Origin of the sequence: Colwellia sp. MB3u-4, from assembly GCF_014077065.1 — a bacterium.
Lineage (GTDB): Bacteria > Pseudomonadota > Gammaproteobacteria > Enterobacterales > Alteromonadaceae > Cognaticolwellia.
In genome coordinates this window covers 15,139-35,983 of sequence record NZ_JACGVE010000062.1, presented here as the reverse complement: position 1 = coordinate 35,983, position 20,845 = coordinate 15,139, and the positions used below count along the sequence as shown (strand labels likewise).

19 protein-coding genes and 2 rRNA genes are annotated in these 20,845 nt (G+C 40.5%); 11 read left to right on the top strand and 10 right to left on the bottom strand.

What is annotated here, in order from left to right:
* From rrf (H4J61_RS02485) to epmA, 3 genes are all read left to right on the top strand, one after another.
* Window positions 1-83: ribosomal RNA gene (gene rrf / locus H4J61_RS02485) — 5S ribosomal RNA — on the top strand; the annotation flags it as partial.
* A gap of 97 nt (window positions 84-180) precedes the next feature.
* A 5S ribosomal RNA gene (gene rrf, locus H4J61_RS02480) occupies window positions 181-295 on the top strand.
* 277 nt (window positions 296-572) lie between these two features.
* Entirely contained in the window at window positions 573-1,550 is a 978-nt protein-coding gene (epmA, locus tag H4J61_RS02475; protein ID WP_182183351.1) for an elongation factor P--(R)-beta-lysine ligase, read from the top strand.
* A gap of 148 nt (window positions 1,551-1,698) precedes the next feature.
* On the opposite strand, the gene glnG is transcribed toward epmA, so the two are convergent.
* The 4 genes from glnG to glnA form a co-directional block, all read right to left on the bottom strand.
* Window positions 1,699-3,105 carry a nitrogen regulation protein NR(I) gene (glnG, locus tag H4J61_RS02470; protein WP_182137481.1) on the bottom strand — a complete coding sequence of 469 codons (1,407 nt, stop codon included), beginning with the start codon at window positions 3,103-3,105 and terminating at the stop codon, window positions 1,699-1,701.
* A complete protein-coding gene (gene glnL, locus H4J61_RS02465) occupies window positions 3,105-4,190 on the bottom strand; it encodes a nitrogen regulation protein NR(II) (RefSeq protein ID WP_182183349.1) in 1,086 nt (361 codons plus the stop codon). The genes glnG and glnL overlap by 1 nt, the downstream gene beginning before the upstream one ends.
* Before the next feature lie 76 nt (window positions 4,191-4,266).
* The gene (locus tag H4J61_RS02460) at window positions 4,267-4,794 is read right to left on the bottom strand and encodes a DUF4124 domain-containing protein (RefSeq protein WP_220460958.1); all 528 of its coding nucleotides are present in this window, start codon (window positions 4,792-4,794) and stop codon (window positions 4,267-4,269) included.
* 112 nt (window positions 4,795-4,906) lie between these two features.
* On the bottom strand, window positions 4,907-6,313 hold the full coding sequence (gene glnA, locus H4J61_RS02455) for a glutamate--ammonia ligase (RefSeq protein WP_182137479.1): 1,407 nt from the start codon (window positions 6,311-6,313) through the stop codon (window positions 4,907-4,909).
* 345 nt (window positions 6,314-6,658) lie between these two features.
* Here glnA and typA point away from each other — a divergent pair, with 345 nt between their 5' ends.
* From typA to dtd, 4 genes are all read left to right on the top strand, one after another.
* Window positions 6,659-8,476 carry a translational GTPase TypA gene (gene typA / locus H4J61_RS02450; protein WP_182183346.1) on the top strand — a complete coding sequence of 606 codons (1,818 nt, stop codon included), beginning with the start codon at window positions 6,659-6,661 and terminating at the stop codon, window positions 8,474-8,476.
* Window positions 8,477-8,703: 227 nt separating this feature from the next.
* Entirely contained in the window at window positions 8,704-9,582 is an 879-nt protein-coding gene (locus H4J61_RS02445) for a virulence factor BrkB family protein (RefSeq protein ID WP_182183344.1), read from the top strand.
* A gap of 40 nt (window positions 9,583-9,622) precedes the next feature.
* A complete protein-coding gene (gene pip, locus H4J61_RS02440; protein ID WP_182183342.1) occupies window positions 9,623-10,597 on the top strand; it encodes a prolyl aminopeptidase in 975 nt (324 codons plus the stop codon).
* Window positions 10,598-11,035 (top strand): D-aminoacyl-tRNA deacylase, encoded by a 438-nt coding sequence (gene dtd / locus H4J61_RS02435; protein WP_182137475.1) that lies wholly within the window; start codon window positions 10,598-10,600, stop codon window positions 11,033-11,035.
* 26 nt (window positions 11,036-11,061) lie between these two features.
* Here the strand turns inward: dtd and H4J61_RS02430 are convergent, their stop codons facing one another.
* Window positions 11,062-11,832, bottom strand: coding sequence for a spermidine synthase (locus H4J61_RS02430; RefSeq protein WP_182183340.1), 771 nt, complete (start codon window positions 11,830-11,832; stop codon window positions 11,062-11,064).
* Between the two features lie 58 nt (window positions 11,833-11,890).
* Here H4J61_RS02430 and H4J61_RS02425 point away from each other — a divergent pair, with 58 nt between their 5' ends.
* The 4 genes from H4J61_RS02425 to H4J61_RS02410 all read left to right on the top strand — a co-directional run bounded on the left by H4J61_RS02425 (window position 11,891) and on the right by H4J61_RS02410 (window position 14,613).
* Window positions 11,891-12,784, top strand: a complete 894-nt coding sequence (locus H4J61_RS02425) for a bifunctional GNAT family N-acetyltransferase/hotdog fold thioesterase (RefSeq protein WP_182183338.1) — start codon at window positions 11,891-11,893, stop codon at window positions 12,782-12,784.
* 110 nt (window positions 12,785-12,894) lie between these two features.
* Entirely contained in the window at window positions 12,895-13,377 is a 483-nt protein-coding gene (locus H4J61_RS02420; protein WP_182183335.1) for a nuclear transport factor 2 family protein, read from the top strand.
* A gap of 50 nt (window positions 13,378-13,427) precedes the next feature.
* Window positions 13,428-14,309 carry an SDR family NAD(P)-dependent oxidoreductase gene (locus tag H4J61_RS02415; protein ID WP_182183333.1) on the top strand — a complete coding sequence of 294 codons (882 nt, stop codon included), beginning with the start codon at window positions 13,428-13,430 and terminating at the stop codon, window positions 14,307-14,309.
* A gap of 34 nt (window positions 14,310-14,343) precedes the next feature.
* Window positions 14,344-14,613, top strand: coding sequence for a hypothetical protein (locus tag H4J61_RS02410; RefSeq protein WP_182137470.1), 270 nt, complete (start codon window positions 14,344-14,346; stop codon window positions 14,611-14,613).
* A gap of 53 nt (window positions 14,614-14,666) precedes the next feature.
* Here the strand turns inward: H4J61_RS02410 and H4J61_RS02405 are convergent, their stop codons facing one another.
* The 5 genes from H4J61_RS02405 to hutU all read right to left on the bottom strand — a co-directional run bounded on the left by H4J61_RS02405 (window position 14,667) and on the right by hutU (window position 20,762).
* The gene (locus H4J61_RS02405; RefSeq protein WP_182137469.1) at window positions 14,667-15,605 is read right to left on the bottom strand and encodes an SPFH domain-containing protein; all 939 of its coding nucleotides are present in this window, start codon (window positions 15,603-15,605) and stop codon (window positions 14,667-14,669) included.
* Complete coding sequence (locus H4J61_RS02400; protein WP_182137468.1) at window positions 15,602-16,522, bottom strand: slipin family protein; 921 nt, start codon at window positions 16,520-16,522, stop codon at window positions 15,602-15,604. The genes H4J61_RS02405 and H4J61_RS02400 overlap by 4 nt, the downstream gene beginning before the upstream one ends.
* A 66-nt stretch (window positions 16,523-16,588) precedes the next feature.
* Window positions 16,589-17,041 (bottom strand): NfeD family protein, encoded by a 453-nt coding sequence (locus H4J61_RS02395; RefSeq protein ID WP_182137467.1) that lies wholly within the window; start codon window positions 17,039-17,041, stop codon window positions 16,589-16,591.
* Window positions 17,042-17,430: 389 nt separating this feature from the next.
* Window positions 17,431-18,975, bottom strand: a complete 1,545-nt coding sequence (gene hutH / locus H4J61_RS02390; protein ID WP_220461169.1) for a histidine ammonia-lyase — start codon at window positions 18,973-18,975, stop codon at window positions 17,431-17,433.
* 101 nt (window positions 18,976-19,076) lie between these two features.
* Window positions 19,077-20,762 (bottom strand): urocanate hydratase, encoded by a 1,686-nt coding sequence (gene hutU / locus H4J61_RS02385; protein ID WP_182183354.1) that lies wholly within the window; start codon window positions 20,760-20,762, stop codon window positions 19,077-19,079.
* Window positions 20,763-20,845: the final 83 nt, after the last annotated feature.

The window sequence follows — 20,845 nt, the reverse complement described above, 5'->3', positions numbered from 1 at the left end:
TCCCATTCCGAACTCAGAAGTGAAACGTGTTAGCGCCGATGGTAGTGTGGGAGTTCCCATGTGAGAGTAGGACATTGCTAGGCTTCTATTTAGAGAAACCCGTAGCTGACGCTACGGGTTTTTTGTCTAAACCTTATGACTTAGCTAATTTTTAAGTTAATTAACTCATAAAGTTTTTTGTCTGATGACAATAGCGACATGGCCCCACCTGATCCCATTCCGAACTCAGAAGTGAAACGTGTTAGCGCCGATGGTAGTGTGGGAGTTCCCATGTGAGAGTAGGACATTATCAGACTCCTATTAGAGAAGCCCGATTCGAAAGAGTCGGGCTTTTTGCTGTCTGCTATTTAAATACTATAATAAAGCTAATCTGAAATGAATATAGCGACTTAACGCTAATCGATTACTATTCGGCTACATTTATATTCGAAAGTTAATCGTAAATTTATTTACCTGTTTATCAGATCGCAATTAAAGTAGCTCAATGTCGACGTGCTGTATTTTTGCTGTCTGTATTTATTTCGTTTAAAGTATGGCTCTTTTAAATTCTAAGCTTATAGGTAACTGTATTAATGTCATGGCAACCGAGAATGAATTGGCCGCATGCCAAGCAACGGGCACAGGTTTTAGGTCAAATACGGGCATTTTTCTTAGCACGAAATGTGATTGAGGTTGAAACCCCGATACTTGCTCATGCAACCGTGACCGATGCACATTTAGATGCCTTCGTAACACACTATAATTACTCACAAGATAGCCATTGCGATGAGTCAATAAATTTATTTGCTCAAACTTCGCCAGAGTTTGCGATGAAGCGCCTTTTAGCCAGTGGCTATGGTTGTTGCTATCAAATTTGCAAAGCGTTCCGCCATGAAGAGCAGGGTCGTTATCATAATCCTGAATTTACTATGTTGGAATGGTATCGCATTGATTTTGATCATTTCCAATTGATGGATGAAGTTGCCGCGTTAATAGAGTTAATCTTAGGTTGTGATCAAGCTGAACGTATTAGCTATCAAGCACTTTTTATTCGAGAAGTTGATATTGATCCTCTAATGACCAACAAAGAGCAATTACTTGCTCTTATTGCCGGTCGTGGTAAGTTGAGTGATTGGCTAGAAAAAGAAGACTCACTTGATACTTTACTGCAATTTGTCATGGCTGAGTTAATAGAGCCTAATATAGGTAAAGATGCGCCTTGCTTTGTTTATAATTTCCCAGCAAGTCAAGCATCGTTAGCTAAGATCAGTTCACAGGATCTGCGTGTTGCAGAACGCTTTGAGTGTTACTTTAAAGGTATTGAGCTTGCGAATGGCTTTCATGAGTTAACCGATGCTGAGCAACAGAAATTACGCTTTGGGCAGGATAATGAAATTCGTGCACAATTAGGTAAAGCTAAGCATAGGATTGACGAAAATTTTATTTCAGCACTTGAGCATGGTCTGCCATCTTGTGCAGGTGTTGCTCTTGGTATTGATAGACTGATTATGCTTGCTTTATCAGCGAGCAAAATTGACCAAGTTATTACCTTTTCGATAGCAAATGCTTAACTTACTGTATTAGTGTGATTACCAAAGGATTGTGTCGGTCTAATTACCAAGCGATTTTGTCGAAAGCAGCATATAAGCCAGTTGGTAAACTGGCTATGATTTATGTCGATTCTTTCAATTTACATTATTGTGTTACCCGATTAATTAGCTAATCAGGCAGATTTAATTCTTTTAATTTTCTTGTTAAAGTGTTCCTACCCCATCCTAAGCGTTTGGCCGCTTCTTGTTTATGGCCTTGGGTGTATTTTAAGGCACTTTCTAGCAATATCTTTTCAAACTCAGGTAGGACTTGTTCGATAATATTACTCTTACCTGATGATAGCTCTTTGTCGAGCCAAGTTTTTAAATTATCTTGCCAGCTATCATGTGAATTTTTCACACTGAGGGGTTTTACAGTAAGTTCACTTGGTAAATCTGACATTAAAATTTCTTTACCACTGGCCATAACTGTGAGAAACCGACATATATTTTCTAATTGTCGAACATTGCCTGGCCATTCGCATTGCTCTAAATAATCTAGGGTACTTTTATGTAATGTTTTAATTTCAACGGCTAATTCTTTTGCCGCCTGTTTTAAAAAGTGTTGTGCTAATTGATTAATATCTTCCTTTCTTTCGCGCAGGCTAGGTATTTGGATCCTGATGACATTGAGTCGATGAAATAAATCTTCACGAAAGTCACTACTACTAACCCGTTCTTCTAAGTTTTGATGCGTCGCGGCAATGATTCTTACATCAACTTTTATCGGAGAATGACCACCGACTCGATAAAATTGACCGTCTGATAGTACTCTAAGTAGCCTTGTTTGAATATCGAGTGGCATATCACCAATCTCATCTAAGAAAAGTGTACCTTGGTGCGCTTGTTCGAAACGGCCATGTCTGACGGCACTTGCGCCAGTAAAAGCGCCTTTTTCGTGACCGAATAGCTCTGATTCTATTAAGTCTTTCGGTATTGCAGCCATGTTGAGTGGTATAAAAGGTGCTGATGAACGTGGACTGTGCATATGTAATGCGTGTGCCACTAGCTCTTTACCCGTACCGGACTCGCCATTGATCAGTACACTGATACTTGAACGAGATAGTCGGCCAATCGTCCTAAATACTTCTTGCATAGACGGTGCCGCGCCTATTATGCCAACCGCGTCAACAGAGGGGATATTAAGTTGTTTTGTCGACTTTAATTCTCGAGCATGGGTTAAAGCTCTTTTGGCCAGGGTAACGGCGTCAGCAATATCAAAAGGCTTCGGTAAATATTCGAATGCTCCTCCTTGATAGGCATTTACTGCACTGTCTAGATCTGAGTGAGCGGTCATTATGATGACAGGAATGTGGGCAAACTGGTCATTAATTTTACCTAATAGCGTCATGCCATCAATGTTAGGCATACGAATATCAGAAATAATCACCTCGGGTTGGTGATGTTCTAAAGCAATTAACAGATCTTCTGGATTATGAAACGTACCTACGCTTATGTTAGCGTTCGACAGGGCTTTTTCTAGCACCCATCTGATTGAGCTATCATCATCGACGATCCATACTTGTTCGGTGATCATTAGTTTTTCTCACTTTCAAAAGGTATTAAAATAGTAAACTCTGTATGCCCAGGACGACTTTTACAGGATAATTTTCCGTGATGTTGATGGATAATAGTTTGGCAAATGGAAAGTCCTAAGCCGGTACTCGAGGCACTACCTGAAACCATAGGATAAAATAATGTACTGCGAATATGCTCAGGTATACCAGGGCCGTTATCAATTATGCTTATTTCTGCACAAAGTTTGATACGCTTGCCATTAATAGTTTTATTGCTTGCTGCACGAGTTTTTAAGGTGATTTTACCTTCACCATTTAATGCTTGCATGGCGTTATGGACAATATTGATAACGGTTTGTTGGAGCTTGTCTTGATCAAAGGTTAATTCAGGTATGGATGGGTCATAGTCACGGGCTAAAGTAATATCTTTGGGGTTATCAAATTTTGATAGTTGAAAGACTTTTTCAATCACGATATGAATATTTTGCAATTTCATTAGAGGCCGGTTGTTAGGTCCTAACAAACGATCAACTAAATTGGTTAATCTATCGGCTTGTTCTATGATCATCGCGGTGTATTCTTTTTGTTCGAGGTTAAGTTCTAAATCCAATAATTGTGCCGCGCCGCGCAGGCCACCAAGGGGGTTTTTAATTTCATGGGCAAGACCACGGATAAGATCGCGTGCAGACTCCCATTGTTGTTGTTGAAATGCTTCTCCACTGATCTGTTTTTGTTGATCAATTTGTTTGAACTCGAGCAAAATGTGTGGGCATTGTTCAAAGGTAACTGCAGAGGCAGTAATTTCAACGGTGATTTGTCGCTGATCAAAAAACTCAATCGTTACATCGCTATCACTAAACTCTTGTCCTGTCGTCAGTAGTTGTTGTAAACGATTATTATTAATAGGGGTATTATAAAAAACTTGGTCAATGGGAAGTCGGTATATTTTACTTAAGCTTTTAACTAGCAATGCTTCGGCAGCAGGATTGACATAGCAAATAGCGAGTTCACGGTCTAACACAGCAACAGCTGTTACCATTTGATTAGGTAATGCTTGTTGATAATGCTTTTTTATTTTGTCTAAATTGATCACGTTATTAAACATCACTTTTCCTTGCACTAAAATGGTGCGTTAAGTAACGAGTGTAAATAAAGTTGGTGCAATATGCACTGAAATCCGGTTAGTTTGCCTTGTTAACCGATATTCTGTGCATATAAAACGTTACTGGAGAAGACGTTGCAATAACCTTGCCTTTATCATTAAGTAAGGCCATTTTTATTTGATGTTCACCACGATCAATATTTCGAAGGACAAACATTGAGTGTGTTTGTGGTTTTTTATAGGGCTTGTCATCTAAGTATAATTGTATAGTAAGACCACGCTTGAAGATGGGCTTGATTCGGCCTGAAACATAAGCTGAACCCGTATTATCTCTAATGGTAGCTTTGTCCTCGGGTTGGATGATCTCTACTTGATAATTGTTATCTATGGCTTTGGGTTTTATATCTAAAATTGAAGTGTCGATTGAGGATTTTATGGTGTTAGGTTCTTTGACATCTAATTCCACTGCACCGGGTTTAGGGCTATCAGAAAAAACCAGTACCCCTTGCTCGCTGCGCCAGACATAAACTTGAGCAGAGCCTGCAAATACAGTAAAAGCCTGCGTTAGTAAGAGAATAAAAATGAAAAAACGTGCAGTATGAATCAAAAATAATATCCTTTTTAAAAATGTTCAAGCTTAATCTATCCAAATAATATCAAATTTACCACAAAAAAAGCTCACCGAAGTGAGCTTTTTACTTATCTATCTATTTGTAACGTTATACGCTGTAGTACATATCAAATTCAACTGGGTGAGTTGTTAAGTTCAATAATTCTACTTCGCCACGTTTGATACCTATGTAGGCGTCGATCATGTCTTTATCCATAACACCACCTTCAGTTAAGAAGTCCATGTCATTTTCTAAGGCATCTAATGCTTCAGTTAACGAAGTGGCTACTTGTGGAATTTCTGCTGCTTCTTCTGCAGGTAAGTCATATAGATCTTTATCCATGGCATCGCCAGGGTGAATTTTGTTTTTAATACCATCAAGACCAGCCATCAACATAGCTGAGAAGCCTAAGTAAGGGTTCATTGTTGGATCAGGGAAACGCACTTCGATTCGCATGGCTTTTGGTGATGGTACAATTGGAATGCGAATAGATGCAGAACGGTTACGTGCTGAGTAAGCTAGCATTACAGGTGCTTCAAAACCAGGTACAAGGCGCTTGTATGAGTTAGTAGAGGCGTTAGTAAAAGCATTTAGTGCTTTAGCATGCTTGATGATACCACCAACATAGTAAAGTGCCATTTCAGATAATCCGCCGTATTTATCACCAGCAAATAAGTTAACACCGTCTTTAGCAAGAGATTGATGAACATGCATACCTGAACCGTTATCACCTACTAATGGCTTAGGCATGAAAGTTGCTGTTTTACCGTAAGCGTGTGCAACGTTGTGAACAACATATTTATATATTTGCACTTCATCGGCTTTTAATACCATAGTATTAAAGCGACAAGCGATTTCGTTTTGACCTGCAGTCGCTACTTCATGGTGATGCGCTTCAACCACTAAGCCCATTTCTTCCATCACTAAACACATGGCTGAACGAAGATCTTGTGATGAATCAACTGGTGATGTAGGAAAATAACCGCCTTTTACACCAGGACGATGTCCCATATTGCCTTCTTCGTATTCTGTACCCGAATTCCAAGACGCTTCTTTATCATCTATTTTATAAAATGAACCACTCATGTCTGTGTGGAAACGAACATCATCAAAAACAAAAAACTCTGGCTCTGGACCAATTAAAACGTTATCTGCAATGCCGGTACTACGCATGTAATCTTCAGCGCGTTTTGCCACTGAACGAGGATCACGGCTATAGCCTTGCATTGTTGTAGGTTCAAGGATGTCACAACGAACATTCAAGGTAACTGCTTCAGTAAAAGGGTCAAGTACTGCAGATTCAGCAATAGGCATCATCACCATGTCTGATTCGTTAATACCTTTCCAACCTTGAATTGAAGACCCATCAAACATTTTGCCGTCTTCAAAAAAATCTTCTGTTACTTGATGATGAGGAATTGAAATGTGTTGCTCTTTACCCTTGCTATCAGTAAAGCGTAAATCAACAAATTTGACGTCATGTTCTTTAATTAGATCTAAAACTGCGTTTGACATTGAATGTCTCCAGTGTAGTTAGTGCTTAAATGCTCAAAAACTTAATTCTCTATTACTTGTGCTTAAGCGAATACTGTGCCAAAGCTAAAGTCATTGAAATATATGATTTTTATGTTTTTTATTAATTTAATCTGCACCATTGCAGTGCGTTGTTTGCTGTATTTTGGTGCGTATACTCTGATCTGATCATCGGCAGTATAACAACTGAATAATATTTTGTTGGTTATATTTTTCTATTGCGGTGTATTTGCTGAGACTTGTACTGTATAATATGCGCCCAATTGTAGCCCTATTCGTTAATTTGCTTAAAGTAGCAATAAACGAAAGTAACAGCGAGTAACGCCTGTGTTAGATAAATTAAGAAATGTAGCAATTATTGCTCACGTTGACCACGGAAAAACCACTTTAGTTGATAAATTATTAGAACAGTCAGGTACGCTAGACGCCCGAGGCGGTCTAGAAGAACGTACAATGGACTCAAATGATATCGAAAAAGAACGTGGTATCACAATCTTAGCTAAAAACACGGCTATTAACTGGAATGGCTACCGTGTAAACATCGTAGATACTCCTGGCCATGCTGATTTTGGTGGTGAAGTTGAACGTGTAATGTCAATGGTAGATTCAGTTTTACTGATAGTTGATGCACAAGAAGGCCCTATGCCACAAACGCGTTTCGTTACGAAAAAAGCGTTTGCTCAAGGTTTAAAGCCAATTCTTGTTATTAACAAAGTTGATAAGCCTGGTTCTCGCCCTGATTGGGTTATGGATCAAGTTTTTGAATTATTTGATAACCTTGGTGCAACTGACGAACAACTTGACTTTAAAGTTGTTTACGCTTCAGCAATCAATGGTTGGGCCACGCTTGAAGAAGGCGCAACTGGTACCGACATGACTCCTTTATTTGATACTATTCTTAAAGAAGTGCCAGCACCAATCGCGGATCCTGAAGCTCCGTTCCAAATGCAAATTTCTCAACTTGATTACAGCTCTTACTTAGGTGTAATTGGCGTTGGCCGTGTTACACGTGGTTCAGTTAAGCCGAATCAACAAGTGACTATTAAATTAGCGACTGGCAAAGTTCATAACGCTAAAGTAGGTAAAGTGTTTGGTTACTTAGGCTTAGAAAGACTGGATATCGAAGAAGGTTTTGCTGGTGACATTATTGCACTTACTGGCTTAGGCGAATTAAAAATATCTGATACTGTTTGTTGTCCAACAGCAGTTGAAGGTTTACCAGCGTTATCTGTTGATGAACCTACTATCAATATGACGTTCCAAGTAAATACCTCACCATTTTGTGGTAAAGAAGGTAAATATGTTACTTCACGTAACATCAAAGATCGCTTAGAAAAAGAGCTTGTTCATAACGTTGCTTTACGTGTTGAGGAATTACCTGATGCTGATAAATTTAAAGTGTCGGGCCGTGGTGAACTTCACCTAGGCATTTTAATTGAAAACATGCGTCGTGAAGGTTTTGAATTAGCGGTATCACGTCCTGAAGTTATTATTCGTGAAATTGATGGTGTAACACAAGAACCTTACGAGAACGTAACTATTGATGTTGAAGAGCAACATCAAGGACCTATCATGGAAAGAATGGGTGTTCGTAAAGCTGAATTAACTGATATGGCACCTGATGGAACCGGCCGTATTCGTATGGACTTCATCATGCCAAGCCGTGGTTTGATTGGTTTCCAAACTGAATTTATGACCTTAACTTCAGGCTCTGGCTTAATTTATCATACATTTTTTGAATACGGACCTCACAAGGGTGGCGATATTGGCCAACGTAAAAATGGTGTCATGATCGGTAACGCTACGGGTAAAGCCTTAACTAACGCTATCTTTAACTTACAATCTCGTGGTCGCATGTTGATCGGACACGGTGTTGATATTTATGAAGGTCAAGTTATTGGTATTCATAGCCGTGACAACGACTTAACCGTAAACGCGCTTAAAGGTAAGCAGTTAACTAACGTTCGTTCATCAGGTACTGATGAAGCACAAACGTTAACGCCGCCTATCGTTATGTCACTTGAGCAAGCGCTTGAATTTATTGATAACGATGAGTTGGTAGAAGTAACACCACTAAACATTCGAATTCGTAAGAAATTTTTGAAAGAGAATGATCGTAAGCGTGAAGGTCGTGGACCAAAATAACCTGGTAAGCTAATCTTTATATAAAGCCACCTAAAGCAATTTAGGTGGCTTTTTTTTCAATTTTTTTAAACCGCTTCGAATACCTCTAAATACCTCCAAATACCTCTAAATAGTTTCATAGATAATCTTGATGACTTTAGCTCTAAGGTAAAATTATTGAGATTATGACTACCGTTATTTTAGTCATTGCCTTAAAATAAATGTAATGGCTCTAACTAGTAATTTATATGCACCCGAGAATAGAAGAAATAAAGCAGCATCGTTACGTCAAATCAATACTTGGCTTTTGGTTATTGTTTTTTAACAATTTTCAAAAAGAACGTATTCATGTCACTGCCGGCTATTTATCTTATGTTACCTTGATGTCTTTGGTGCCTTTGATGGTGGTGATGTTATCTGTGATGACCGCTTTCCCTATTTTTTCTGAAATAAGAGAATTGATAGAAAATTTTATCTATCAAAACTTTGTCCCAGCTTCTGGTGATGTTGTGCAAGAGCACATTACTGGCTTTGTCAGCAATGCCTCTAAAATGTCGGCTATAGCCATTACTGCGCTATTTATTTTTGCCATGTTACTGATTTCAGCGATTGATCAATGTTTAAATAAATTATGGCGAGTCAATGAAAAACGTCGAATTATCACATCATTTTCAATGTATTGGATGGTATTAAGCTTAGGTCCAGTTTTGGTGGGGAGTAGTTTGGTCATGACCTCCTATATTCTGTCGTTGGTATCGATAGGGGATTATGATTTATTAGGGCTAAGCAATATTGCTGTTCAGGCTCTGCCGTTAGTCGCTTCAATAGCCGCTTTTTTTATTTTATATATGGTGGTGCCCAATAAGGTTGTTCCTGCTAGATTTGCGCTTGCGGGTGCGACCTTAGCCGCGGTTTTATTTGAGATAGCAAAAAAATCTTTTGCAATTTATGTGACACAACTTCCTTCTTATGAGGCTATATATGGTGCGTTATCAAGTATTCCTATTCTATTTTTATGGGTATACTTGAGCTGGTTGGTGGTGCTTGTAGGGGCATTATTTACCGTGTCATTAGAAGATTATGACAGCGAAAAAAAGGCAAAATCATCTCAGCAAGCTGCTGATTAAATATAAGTAGACTGAATAGATTATCTATAAGGAGCGGTATATGTCTAGAGTGCTTTTCCCCAATATTGCGGTTTATCAACAACAATGGCTTGACGTTGGAGATGGACATCAACTCTACCTTGAGCAGTCAGGTAACCCCAATGGTATTGCCGTGGTATATCTACATGGTGGCCCTGGCGGCGGAACAAGTAAAGATCATCGCCGATACTTTGATCCCGACAAATACCGTATTATTTTATTCGATCAACGCGGCTGTGGACGTTCTACACCATCGCCAAGTGTTCGCCATAATACCCCCGCGCATTTAGTTGCTGATCTTGAGCTAATCCGTCAACATTTAAGTATTTCACATTGGTTAGTGGCCGGAGGTTCATGGGGCACCACCTTGGCATTGCTTTATGGCATTCAATATCCTGAAACCGTGTTAGGTTTTATTTTAAGAGGCGTTTTCCTTGGCACAACATCTGAATACAACTGGTTGTATGGTCAAGATGGCGCCGCCGGATTTTTTCCTGAATATTACCGAGAATTTACTGAGCAACTTATTGACGTTAAAGCTGATAATATTGTTCAAGGCTATTATGATGTGCTGACGGGAAGCAATGAAATTGCCGCTATTGCCGCCAGTAAAGCTTGGTGCTTATGGGAGCTTAGGTTGTCAACCATTGAGCATCACCCTATTGATATCCATCACATAGAAGATTCACATCAAGCCTTATGTATGGCGAACATATCGAGCCATTATTTTGTCAATAAATGCTTTATTGAGGAGGGCCTGATTTTAGCGTCGATTGAAAAAATTAAAGCGATACCGGCGATTATCTTACATGGTCGCTATGACATGGTTTGCCAATTGCGTAACGCGGATCAGTTGGTGAAAAAATGGCCCAATGCACAATTACAAATATTACCCAAAGCAGGGCATAGCGGTTTTGAATCTCAAACGATTGATGGCTTTTGCAAAGCAACAGACACTATGGCTAATTTTATTGCCGAACGCAGAGAGCGTGATTAAATGATAGCCTTGATGCAAAGAGTATCCGAAGCAAGTGTCACCGTGGATCATAATATTGTTGGGGAAATCGAGCAGGGTTTATTGGTGTTTTTAGCGATTGAACCTGCAGATACTCAAGCAAAGGCTAAGCGCTTAGCTGAACGTGTTGCCGGTTACCGAATTTTTGCTGATGATGAGGGTAAAATGAATCTAAATGTTCAGCAAGTCGGTGGTGAAATATTAGTCGTTTCACAGTTTACCTTAGCGGCGAATACCACAAAGGGAATGCGACCGAGTTTTACCCGTGCAGCACCGCCAAGATTGAGTGCCGCGCTTTATCAATATTTTTGTCAGCAATTGCGCGAGCTTGGCTTTAGAACTCCGACCGGGGTTTTTGGTGCTGACATGCAGGTGCGCTTATTAAATGACGGTCCGGTAACCATCAATCTACAAGGTTAATACAAAATTAATAGCAATAATATTTACTAGTTAGCGCGCATATGATGACTAAAAAACTTTCGCCATCTAAGGTATTGTGGTGCGGGTAGATAGGATATTTTTGATCGCTTTTTTAGGTTATCTAGCATCCAATGCTTTGGCAACAAATGAATAATCACATTGAGATAGCGTGGAATATGAAAGTAGATAATATGATGCGAACTTTGTAGTTGCCTTAAAATGGTCAAGCATAAGTTAATTTCTTGATCGTCAAGATCAGGTAAATTCAGTGTTAAACAAGCATCATCTTGTAAGTTATCTATCAGTGCGGTTAACAGCGCAACTCGACTTTGAAAACTATTAGCATGGTGTTGATAAACGTCACAAATTAACCAATCAGCGGATGACTTTGCTGGACATTGACTTTGTTGCAGCCAAGCTAAGGCTTCGCTATTTTCAATCACTATCTGCTGTTGTAGCGGGTTAAAATAATGTTGAAAGCACTCGATCACCGCTTGAGACAGTTCGATACTCGTGACTTGGATATTGGGCTGTAGCGCACTTAAGAATCGACTCAAATTTCCGCCACCAAGACCCAACTCTACCACCTGATTTGGTTGAAAAAACAATAAAGGCATTAAAGCCGCGTAGTGATGAGGTAAGGTTAGTTTTTCTGGACACCGTAAATGCATAACACTTTGAATAACGTCGTCAAATGCTAACCAGCGATAATGTGCATTTTCACTAATGGTTATTTGGTCTGTGGTGTTACTGAGGTACACTAGTTGACCTTGGTTAACATGTTGGTTAAGTTTCACGTGTTGTTAAATTCCTGAAATAAATATATTTCACTTGCCGTAAGATGAATAATAGACGATGTACAAATGCAGAGCGCCAAAAAATCAAGCTGAACTAGCACAATATTATCAACTACGCTGGCAAGCGCTCCGCCAGCCATCGCAACAACCCATGGGTAGCGAAAAAGATGAGCTTGAGGCGCAATCATACCATCGGGTCATCGTTGACGATATGGATAAGATTGTTGGCGTTGGGCGATTACACAATGCTAGTCAAGCGCAAGCACAAATTCGCTATATGGCGATCAGTGACCCTGTCCGTGGTCAAGGACTGGGTAAATTACTGATCAGTGAGTTGGAACGGATTGCAGCAGAAGTTGGGGTGAAAACCCTAGCGTTAAATGCGCGCGTTAATGCGATTAGTTTTTATCAGCGACTTGGTTATAGCGATGAAGGATATTCACATACCCTTTTTGGTGATGTAAAGCACAACAAAATGATTAAGAGCATAGCAAAACCCGATAGTCATTTAGCTGAACTTGCCGACAACTTACAGCAACTTTGGCATCAAACTATTCCGCTTAGTAAAGCCATGAATATTAATATTTGCTATTTTGATCAACAAAAATTGCGCACTAATTGTGAGCCAAACTTTAATAAAAACCTTCATAATACTATGTTTGCAGGCAGCATTTATACGTTGGCAACCCTGACCGGTTGGGCTTGGGTGTATCTGGCTCTGCAAGCGCAAACACAGCAAGCTGACATTGTATTAGCGGAAGGAAATATTCGCTATATTGCGCCGCTGTTAGGTGTCGCCTATGCCCAAACCTCGTTAAACCGAGTTATGGGTAGCCTAGAGCCGTTACTCGATGGCAAAAATGCTCGCTTTAATATCGAAGTAGAAGTGTGTTGTGGTGATAAGGTTGTCGCACTTTTTACCGGGGCTTATGTTGCTATGGCAAAACGATAATAAGCTGTTGGCAGTGGTACTCAAGGTATTAACCTTGCTCGCATAACACCATTTCTGAGTTATTGTTGAGTTATTACTGAGCGAAAATTTCAAACTAAAAGTAGAGCAATATGTATAAAATTTTTATAGGGTTTATATTCTGCAGCTTCCTTGCCACGGCAACTGTGCCGGTAAACAGCGAGCTTGATGCGGTATTAGATAGTTTTCATCAAGCGGCAGGCGAAGCTAACGAGGAAAAATATCTTGGCTTATTGGCAGAAGATGCTATTTTTCTGGGTACAGACAGTGCTGAACGTTGGAATAAAAGCGAATTTTCAGCTTTTGTAAAACCTTACTTTAGTCAAGGTAAAGGTTGGTTATATCAGCCAGTTACACGTCATATAACGCCAACTAAAGCGGGTAATATTTTCTTTTTTGATGAGTTACTGGAAAATAAAAGTTATGGCATGTGTCGTGGTAGTGGTTTGTTAATTCATACTGAAAATGGATGGAAAATATTACAATACAATTTATCTATTCCGGTGCCAAATGCTATTGCTCTGCAGGTGGTCGCGTCTATTAAGGGTTATCGAGCCACTACTATTAAAAAATAAAGTCAGCTTAATCATCACTGTCAGTGGTGTAATTTTATGGAGAAATTTGAATGACCAGTGTTAGTATTATCGGCTGTGGTTGGTTAGGGCAGGCGTTAGCGCAACGTTTACTTGCCAGCCATACTAAGCTTATTGCCAGCTACCAATCAGCGCAAAGCCATGACAAACTTAAGGCGCTTAATATTCCCGCCACTCAGCTTATTTTACCGCTTGTTGATGATGTGATGAGCTGTAAGCAGCTAGATAAGATTGCCGGTGTTGACCCCAGATTATTTCAACAAGATGTGCTGATTATTGCCATACCACCCCAGTTGAAAAAAGGTCGGGTAGATTATCCGTTGAAAATTCAACAGCTAGTGCACCTGGCTGAGCTTGGCAACACTCAACATATTATTTTACTGAATTCGACAGCCATCTATAATGGTTTAGTGGGTAAAGTCGATGAAGCCAGTCAGTTAAATATGAATGCTGAAAAAGTTGCTAGCTTACTGGCAGCAGAGCAAGCGGTTAAAAGCTTCTCTAAACGACTGCATATTTTAAGGTTAGCCGGATTGGTTGGGCCTGATCGACATCCGGGTAAATTTTTACAAGCAAAACGTGTTTTTGAAAATGCGAGTGCGACAGTGAACTTGGTTCACCAAACCGATGTCGTGAATATTCTTGACCGCCTTATTCATCTTGACAGTACTGATAGTAAACAAAGCATTTATAATGTGGTCAGTAATACCGATAGTGATCGCCAAGGTTATTATCAGCTAGCCGCGCAAGCCTTAAATTTACCGATACCACAATTTGCCATCGAGCAAGAGCAGAGCCCAGGTAAAAAAATTATTGGTACAGCATTGCGTGATGAATTGGCTTATCACTATCGCCATGACGACTTATTATCTTGGTTAAAAAAGACTGATCCCATCGACTTAGAGAGCGCTTAATCTGTGATTTTGAAAAAATTAAGGTGTAAAAACTATGGCGAATAATGTCATTACCAAAATGCTAAAAGCAATCTATCAATATAAAATGACCTTATTATTTTTTATTTTGTGGGCGCATGTTTCATTGTTGAATTTATTTTATGTTAATTACCGTGGGCCTATTTTTCTCTGGCAAGAAAATAGCGAATTACGGACTATTCAAACACATTTTTTAATTGCCTTAATCACCACCCTGTTCTTTGTCGCTATCACAAAATTAAGAAAAATAAGCAGCAATAAAACCTTTAAAACCAATGGAAAATAGCCAATAAAAAAAACCGACTTTACTCGGTCGGGTTTTTGCCTACTTAAGCTGTGCTAAGGTTTATTGTGAATACCTGCCGTGGCTAGCCATTGTTTAAAATCAAGCAAATTCGCGGGCAGAATAACTTTGGTGGATGGTTGACTCAAGCCTTTCATTTGTTGCAGATATTGCTCACTTAATTGCATATCTAAAGCTTGTTCACCGCCGGGTTGCTCAATAGCCGCCGCTAGCTTACTAATAGAGTCGCCAGTGGCTTGTGCAATGGTTAATATTTCTGCCGCCTTACCTTCAGCCGAGTTAATTCTGCGCTGCTTTTCACCTTCAGACAAATTAATCAATTCGGTCATTTTTCCTTCTGAACGATTAATGCGACTCGCTCTATCACCTAAACTTTTTGCCAGAATGGCGCGGCGTTCACGTTCGGCGTTAACCTGCATTTCCATCGCGTTGCGAACAGTCACGGGTGGGGTAATGTTTTTAATTTCGTAGCGGTGAACTTTAATGCCCCAGCTTTCGCCTGCTTTATCAAGCACCTCAACCACTTTCGCGCTAATGACATCGCGCTCTTCAAAAGTGCGATCTAACTCTAAAGTACCGATGACTGAGCGGGTAGTGGTTTGAGCAAGTTGCATAGCAGCGAAGCGGTAGTCGGTTATACCGTAGCTTGCCTTGTAGGCATCAATTACCTGGATGTAAATAACACCATCAACTTCGACATAAACTTCGTCTTTTGAGAAACACTCTTGAGGCGGCACATCTATGGTTTCTTCTTTCTGGTCTTGAATAAATGCCACGCGATCAATAAAAGGTAAGAGTAAATGAAAGCCCGCTTCTAAGGTGCAACGATATCTCCCTAAGCGTTCAATAATATAAACTGATTTTGTTGGTACTAAACAAATAGCTTGGAAAAACTTAAAAGCTAGAAACAAGAAGATAAATGCCCAAATAGCCAATACCGCTAAATCGATAGTGTTTGCATCAATAGCTATCATGATTTTGCTCCTTGAGTATTTTGTGTTACTTTTTCCATACCTTGAAAAAAGCCTTCTAATTTAGCCACTTCGCTTGGCACGATTGACACGTCAGCATGTTGTAGAATATTGCCGGTTTGCGCAATAAACTGTTCTAATAAACGCATTTTTATCGCTTTTTCGCCACCCGGCTGGGCTGCCGCTTTGGCAATGAAGTTAATACCTTCTGCCGACGCTTGCGTAAGAATCGCTATCTCTTGTGCTCGGCCATGGGCTTCGTTAATTTGTTTTTGTTTATCGCCTTCAGATAAGTTGATCGCTTCTTGGCGGACACCTTCGGATAGATTAATCGTCGACTCTTTTTCCGCTTCTGCTAAGGTAATTTCAGCCCGCTTTTGCCTTTCAGCTTCCATTTGTTTTTCTAGGGTATGAATAACATTGTCAGAGGGGGTAATATTGCGCACTTCATAGCGTAATACTTTAATGCCCCAAGGGTCTGAGGCTTTATCAATTTCACGCACAATAGTTTCATTTAGCGTGTCGCGCTCAGAAAATGTTTGGCTTAAGTTTAATTTACCAATTTCAGAACGCATGGTTGTTTGCGCTAAATTAACGCTAGCGCGACGGTAATCTTCAATACCATAACTGGCTTTAGCACCGTCCATTACTTGAATATAGACTAAGCCGTCAACATTAATTTGAATGTTGTCGCGTGAAATACAACTTTGCGCCGGTATATCCAACACTTGTTCACGGGTTTCATGACGATAAGCGACGCGGTCAATAAAAGGGATTAAAAAATGCAGTCCTGGTGGCGTAATGGCGCGAAATTTTCCTAGACGCTCTATGACACAAACCTCTTTCATTTGCACTATCAGTACTAGCTTGACAACAATAAACAGTAAGGCTAGAAAAACAAAGGTAACCGTAGCTAACATAAAAATGCTCCTTCTCTTATTTTATAATTTTTAAATGGCGTTAAATTGAGGCTTAACCTCTACGGTCTATTTGATAGGTTCAACCACTAAAGAAATGTTTTCTTTACACACAATAGCGGCTTCACTACCCGCTTGGATAATAGAACCATCACTTAACGCTGTCCATGTTGTGCCTTGATACTCAACTCTACCTGCTTGTGTACCTGGGCCTATTTGTTCGAGTACGCGTACTTTTTTACCATAAATATCGACCTCTTCATAAATATTTTCAATGATCGTTTCACCCGCAAAAAATCGCTCGGTAATAAAATAAACTAAAATCAGTAGAAAGGTGGCGAGGATGAACCAGGTGGTGAGGGTTAATACCCAAGTATCAAGTATTTGTTGTTGTACACCAACAGCCACTAGCAATGAGGCTATGCCTAAATTAAGTAAAATACCGCCTGGAACAAAAATCTCTAAACAGGCGAATAAAATAGCTAGGGCGAGCCAAGTTTCAAAAAACAGTATGTATTCCATTGCCACCTCTATGATGTATGTGCGGTTAATTTTACGTTAACGGCGATCCATTCAAAGTAGCAAGCACGACATATTATGTCAAGTGATTCAGGTTAAAGGCAATTATGTGAAGGAAAGCTGGCGCTAGGAATTATTTGATAAGATAAGTAATCAATTGGGTATAAGCATGGTTTTAGTTAATGAAGGTACTAATGCCTTGCAAGGCAGGATGTCTGAGAAAGACCTGAACATGGTTACTTTTTCACATCCATATGATGGTGACATATGGTTCATCCTGAACATCGTCACTCGTTCACATCCATGTGATCGTAACATACCGTTCATCCTGAACATAAAAAAGCCAAACATGAATGTTTGGCTTGATACAGTTAACTTAAATTTAACTGGAACTAGAAGCTAGGTAATAAGGCTTCAGGCATGAAATTGTTGAACTCACCTTCAGCAATAATCGACGATGCGTCAGCAATATCTGGCGCAAAGTATCTGTCTTTATCATAAAAACTGACAACTTGGCGTAAAATTGATTTAGCCAATTCAACATTTCTAGAACCTTTTAATGGCGCTCTAAAATCTAGACCTTGTGCCGCTGCCAAGTATTCAACAGCTAACACACCGTTAGTATTTTCAGCCATATCAGCAAGACGACGACCGGCAAAGCAAGCCATAGAGACGTGATCTTCTTGGTTTGCTGAAGTGGGTAAGCTATCAACAGAGGCTGGATGTGCTAATGATTTATTTTCTGAGGCTAGAGCGGCAGAGGTGACTTGTGCAATCATAAAGCCAGAGTTTATTCCGCCATTATCGACTAAAAACGCCGGTAATTTACTGAGGTTTGCATCGATTAATAACGCCATTCTACGCTCTGATATTGAACCAATTTCGGCAATCGCTAACGCTAAGTTATCTGCTGCCATGGCAACAGGCTCGGCATGGAAGTTACCCGCAGAGATAAAGTCACCTTCGTTGGCGAAAACTAACGGGTTATCGGTCACACCGTTGGCTTCAACATGAAGTACTTCAGCCGCTTGGCGAATTTGTGTTAAACATGCACCCATCACTTGTGGCTGACAACGCAGTGAGTAAGGGTCTTGCACTTTTTCACAATCAAGGTGCGAAGAACCTATAGCTGAGTTGTGGTCTAAAATGTGACGGTATGCGTGAGCGGCATCGATTTGTCCGCGTTGACCACGAGCTTGATGTACGCGATCATCAAAAGGGGCGCGAGAACCCATGGCCGCTTCAACTGACATAGAGCCAATAACCACACCAGCAGCAAATAAGTCTTCCGCGTGAAATAGGCCTTCTAATGAAAATGCCGTTGACGCTTGTGTGCCATTGAGTAGTGCTAAACCTTCTTTTGCCGCTAAGGTCATGATCTCAAGACCGGCTATTTTTAAGCCTTCAACCGCTGAAATAACTTCATCGTTATGCGACATTTCGCCTTCACCCAATAAGGGTAATACCATATGAGAAAGCGGCGCTAAATCACCAGAAGCACCAACAGAGCCTTTTTTAGGCACACACGGATAGACTTCTGCGTTTAATAGGGTAATTAGCGCTTGAATAACTTCTAAGCGAATACCAGAAAAACCGCGTGATAATGAATTGATTTTCAAAACCATCATTAAACGAACAGTGGCATCATCCATGTACTCGCCAAAGCCGGCTGAGTGAGACAATACGATTGAGCGCTGTAATAATTCTAATTGGTCATTTTGGATACGGGTACTGGCCAGTAAGCCAAAGCCGGTATTAATACCGTAAACCACGCGATCTTCCGCGATAACTTTTTGCACCGCTTCAGCGCTTTTGTTAATACCTTCAAAGGCACTTTCATCTAAGCTAAATTGTATACCTTCATACTTAGTTACGGCGCGTAATTGTTTTAGCGTAAGCTGGCCTGGAATAATATTTAATGTGTTCATTACTGACATGTTATCTGTCCTATCTTTAAATTTTTATGAGTTCAATGAAAAGAGCACCAAAATTATCGCCAAAATTGGTGCAATTATACGTTAAGCTAAACAGTTTGTTACTAAACCTTGCCGTTAGCACCATCAATCATAGGTAGGTCTAGGCCTTGTTCTTTTGCACAATCAATTGCAATGTCGTAACCGGCATCGGCATGACGCATAACACCGGTAGCAGGGTCGTTCCATAATACACGGCTAATGCGTTTTGCAGCGGCATCAGTACCATCAGCGACAATAACCACCCCAGAATGCTGACTAAAGCCCATGCCTACGCCACCACCGTGATGTAGGCTAACCCAAGTAGCGCCGCCTGAAGTTGACAACAAGGCATTGAGTAGTGGCCAATCAGATACGGCGTCAGAGCCATCAAGCATGCTTTCGGTTTCACGATTTGGTGAAGCAACTGAGCCAGAGTCTAAGTGATCGCGGCCAATAACAACGGGTGCTGATAATTCGCCAGTTTTTACCATTTCGTTAAAGGCTAATGCTAAGCGAGCACGGTCTTTTAAACCTGCCCAACAAATACGGGCAGGTAAGCCTTGAAAAGCAATACGTTCACGCGCCATATCTAACCAGTTATGTAAGTGTGGATTGTCTGGAATAAGCTCTTTCACTTTGGCGTCAGTTTTATAGATATCTTCTGGATCACCCGATAATGCTACCCAGCGAAATGGTCCAATGCCTTCACAAAATAGTGGCCTAACATAAGCCGGTACAAAGCCAGGAAAATTAAAGGCATTTTTCACCCCTTCTTCCAAAGCCATTTGACGAATGTTGTTACCATAATCTGTGGTAGCAGCACCAGCCGCTTGTAGATCAAGCATGGCCTGTACTTGCACAGCCATTGAATGTTTAGCCGCTTTTACAACGCCAGCTTCGTCTTCAAGACGCATTTTTGCCGCTTGCGCCATGCTCCAGCCTTGTGGTAAATAACCGTTGAGCGGATCATGTGCTGAGGTTTGGTCCGTTACTATGTCGGGGGTAACACCACGTTTGACTAATTCAGGGAAAATATCAGCGGTATTACCTAATAAACCCACAGAGATCGCTTCGCCTTTTGTTGTCGCGTCATTGATCATCGCTAATGCTTCATCTAACGAGGTGGCTTTTTTATCGACGTAGCGAGTCTTTAGGCGAAAATCGATGCGAGACTCATCACATTCAACAACTAAGGCAGAAAAACCTGCCATAGTTGCTGCCAGTGGTTGAGCGCCACCCATGCCACCTAAACCACCGGTAAGTACCCATTTACCTTTAGCGTTTCCAGCAAAGTGCTGTTTTGCCATGGCGACAAACGTTTCATAAGTGCCTTGCACTATGCCTTGCGAGCCAATGTAAATCCATGAACCGGCGGTCATTTGGCCGTACATCATTAAACCTTGTTTATCTAACTCATTAAAGTGCTCCCAGTTTGCCCAGTGCGGCACTAAATTTGAGTTAGCAATTAATACGCGTGGTGCATCGGCATGAGTTTTAAAAACGCCAACCGGCTTACCTGATTGCACCATCAAGGTTTCGTCATCTTCTAGGCGATCCAATGTTTCTACAATTTTGTCGTAACATGCCCAGTTACGTGCAGCACGGCCGATACCACCATAAACCACTAATGACTGTGGGTGTTCGGCAACTTCTTCATCTAAATTATTCATTAGCATGCGTTTTGCCGCTTCAGTTAACCAGCTTTTTGCAGTGATTTTACTGCCACGTGCGGCACGAATTTTACGGCTAGTGTCGATTCTATTATTTATTGTCATGGTGGACCTCTACAAATGTAAATTGTTGGCTAAAATGAGAACTTTTCTCGCTTCGATATGCGTAAATTAAAGATGCG

What these genes read in the sequence shown, in the direction of transcription:
- H4J61_RS02415 (WP_182183333.1), top strand. Translation starts at nt 13,428, where the DNA reads ATGACCAGTGTTAGTATTATCGGCTGTGGTTGGTTAGGGCAGGCGTTA.
- H4J61_RS02395 (WP_182137467.1), bottom strand. Translation starts at nt 17,041, where the DNA reads ATGGAATACATACTGTTTTTTGAAACTTGGCTCGCCCTAGCTATTTTA.
- dtd (WP_182137475.1), top strand. Translation starts at nt 10,598, where the DNA reads ATGATAGCCTTGATGCAAAGAGTATCCGAAGCAAGTGTCACCGTGGAT.
- H4J61_RS02400 (WP_182137468.1), bottom strand. Translation starts at nt 16,522, where the DNA reads ATGTTAGCTACGGTTACCTTTGTTTTTCTAGCCTTACTGTTTATTGTT.
- H4J61_RS02405 (WP_182137469.1), bottom strand. Translation starts at nt 15,605, where the DNA reads ATGATAGCTATTGATGCAAACACTATCGATTTAGCGGTATTGGCTATT.
- glnA (WP_182137479.1), bottom strand. Translation starts at nt 6,313, where the DNA reads ATGTCAAACGCAGTTTTAGATCTAATTAAAGAACATGACGTCAAATTT.
- pip (WP_182183342.1), top strand. Translation starts at nt 9,623, where the DNA reads ATGTCTAGAGTGCTTTTCCCCAATATTGCGGTTTATCAACAACAATGG.
- glnG (WP_182137481.1), bottom strand. Translation starts at nt 3,105, where the DNA reads ATGATCACCGAACAAGTATGGATCGTCGATGATGATAGCTCAATCAGA.
- H4J61_RS02445 (WP_182183344.1), top strand. Translation starts at nt 8,704, where the DNA reads ATGCACCCGAGAATAGAAGAAATAAAGCAGCATCGTTACGTCAAATCA.
- epmA (WP_182183351.1), top strand. Translation starts at nt 573, where the DNA reads ATGTCATGGCAACCGAGAATGAATTGGCCGCATGCCAAGCAACGGGCA.
- glnL (WP_182183349.1), bottom strand. Translation starts at nt 4,190, where the DNA reads ATGTTTAATAACGTGATCAATTTAGACAAAATAAAAAAGCATTATCAA.
- H4J61_RS02425 (WP_182183338.1), top strand. Translation starts at nt 11,891, where the DNA reads ATGTACAAATGCAGAGCGCCAAAAAATCAAGCTGAACTAGCACAATAT.
- H4J61_RS02420 (WP_182183335.1), top strand. Translation starts at nt 12,895, where the DNA reads ATGTATAAAATTTTTATAGGGTTTATATTCTGCAGCTTCCTTGCCACG.
- hutH (WP_220461169.1), bottom strand. Translation starts at nt 18,975, where the DNA reads ATGTCAGTAATGAACACATTAAATATTATTCCAGGCCAGCTTACGCTA.
- H4J61_RS02410 (WP_182137470.1), top strand. Translation starts at nt 14,344, where the DNA reads ATGGCGAATAATGTCATTACCAAAATGCTAAAAGCAATCTATCAATAT.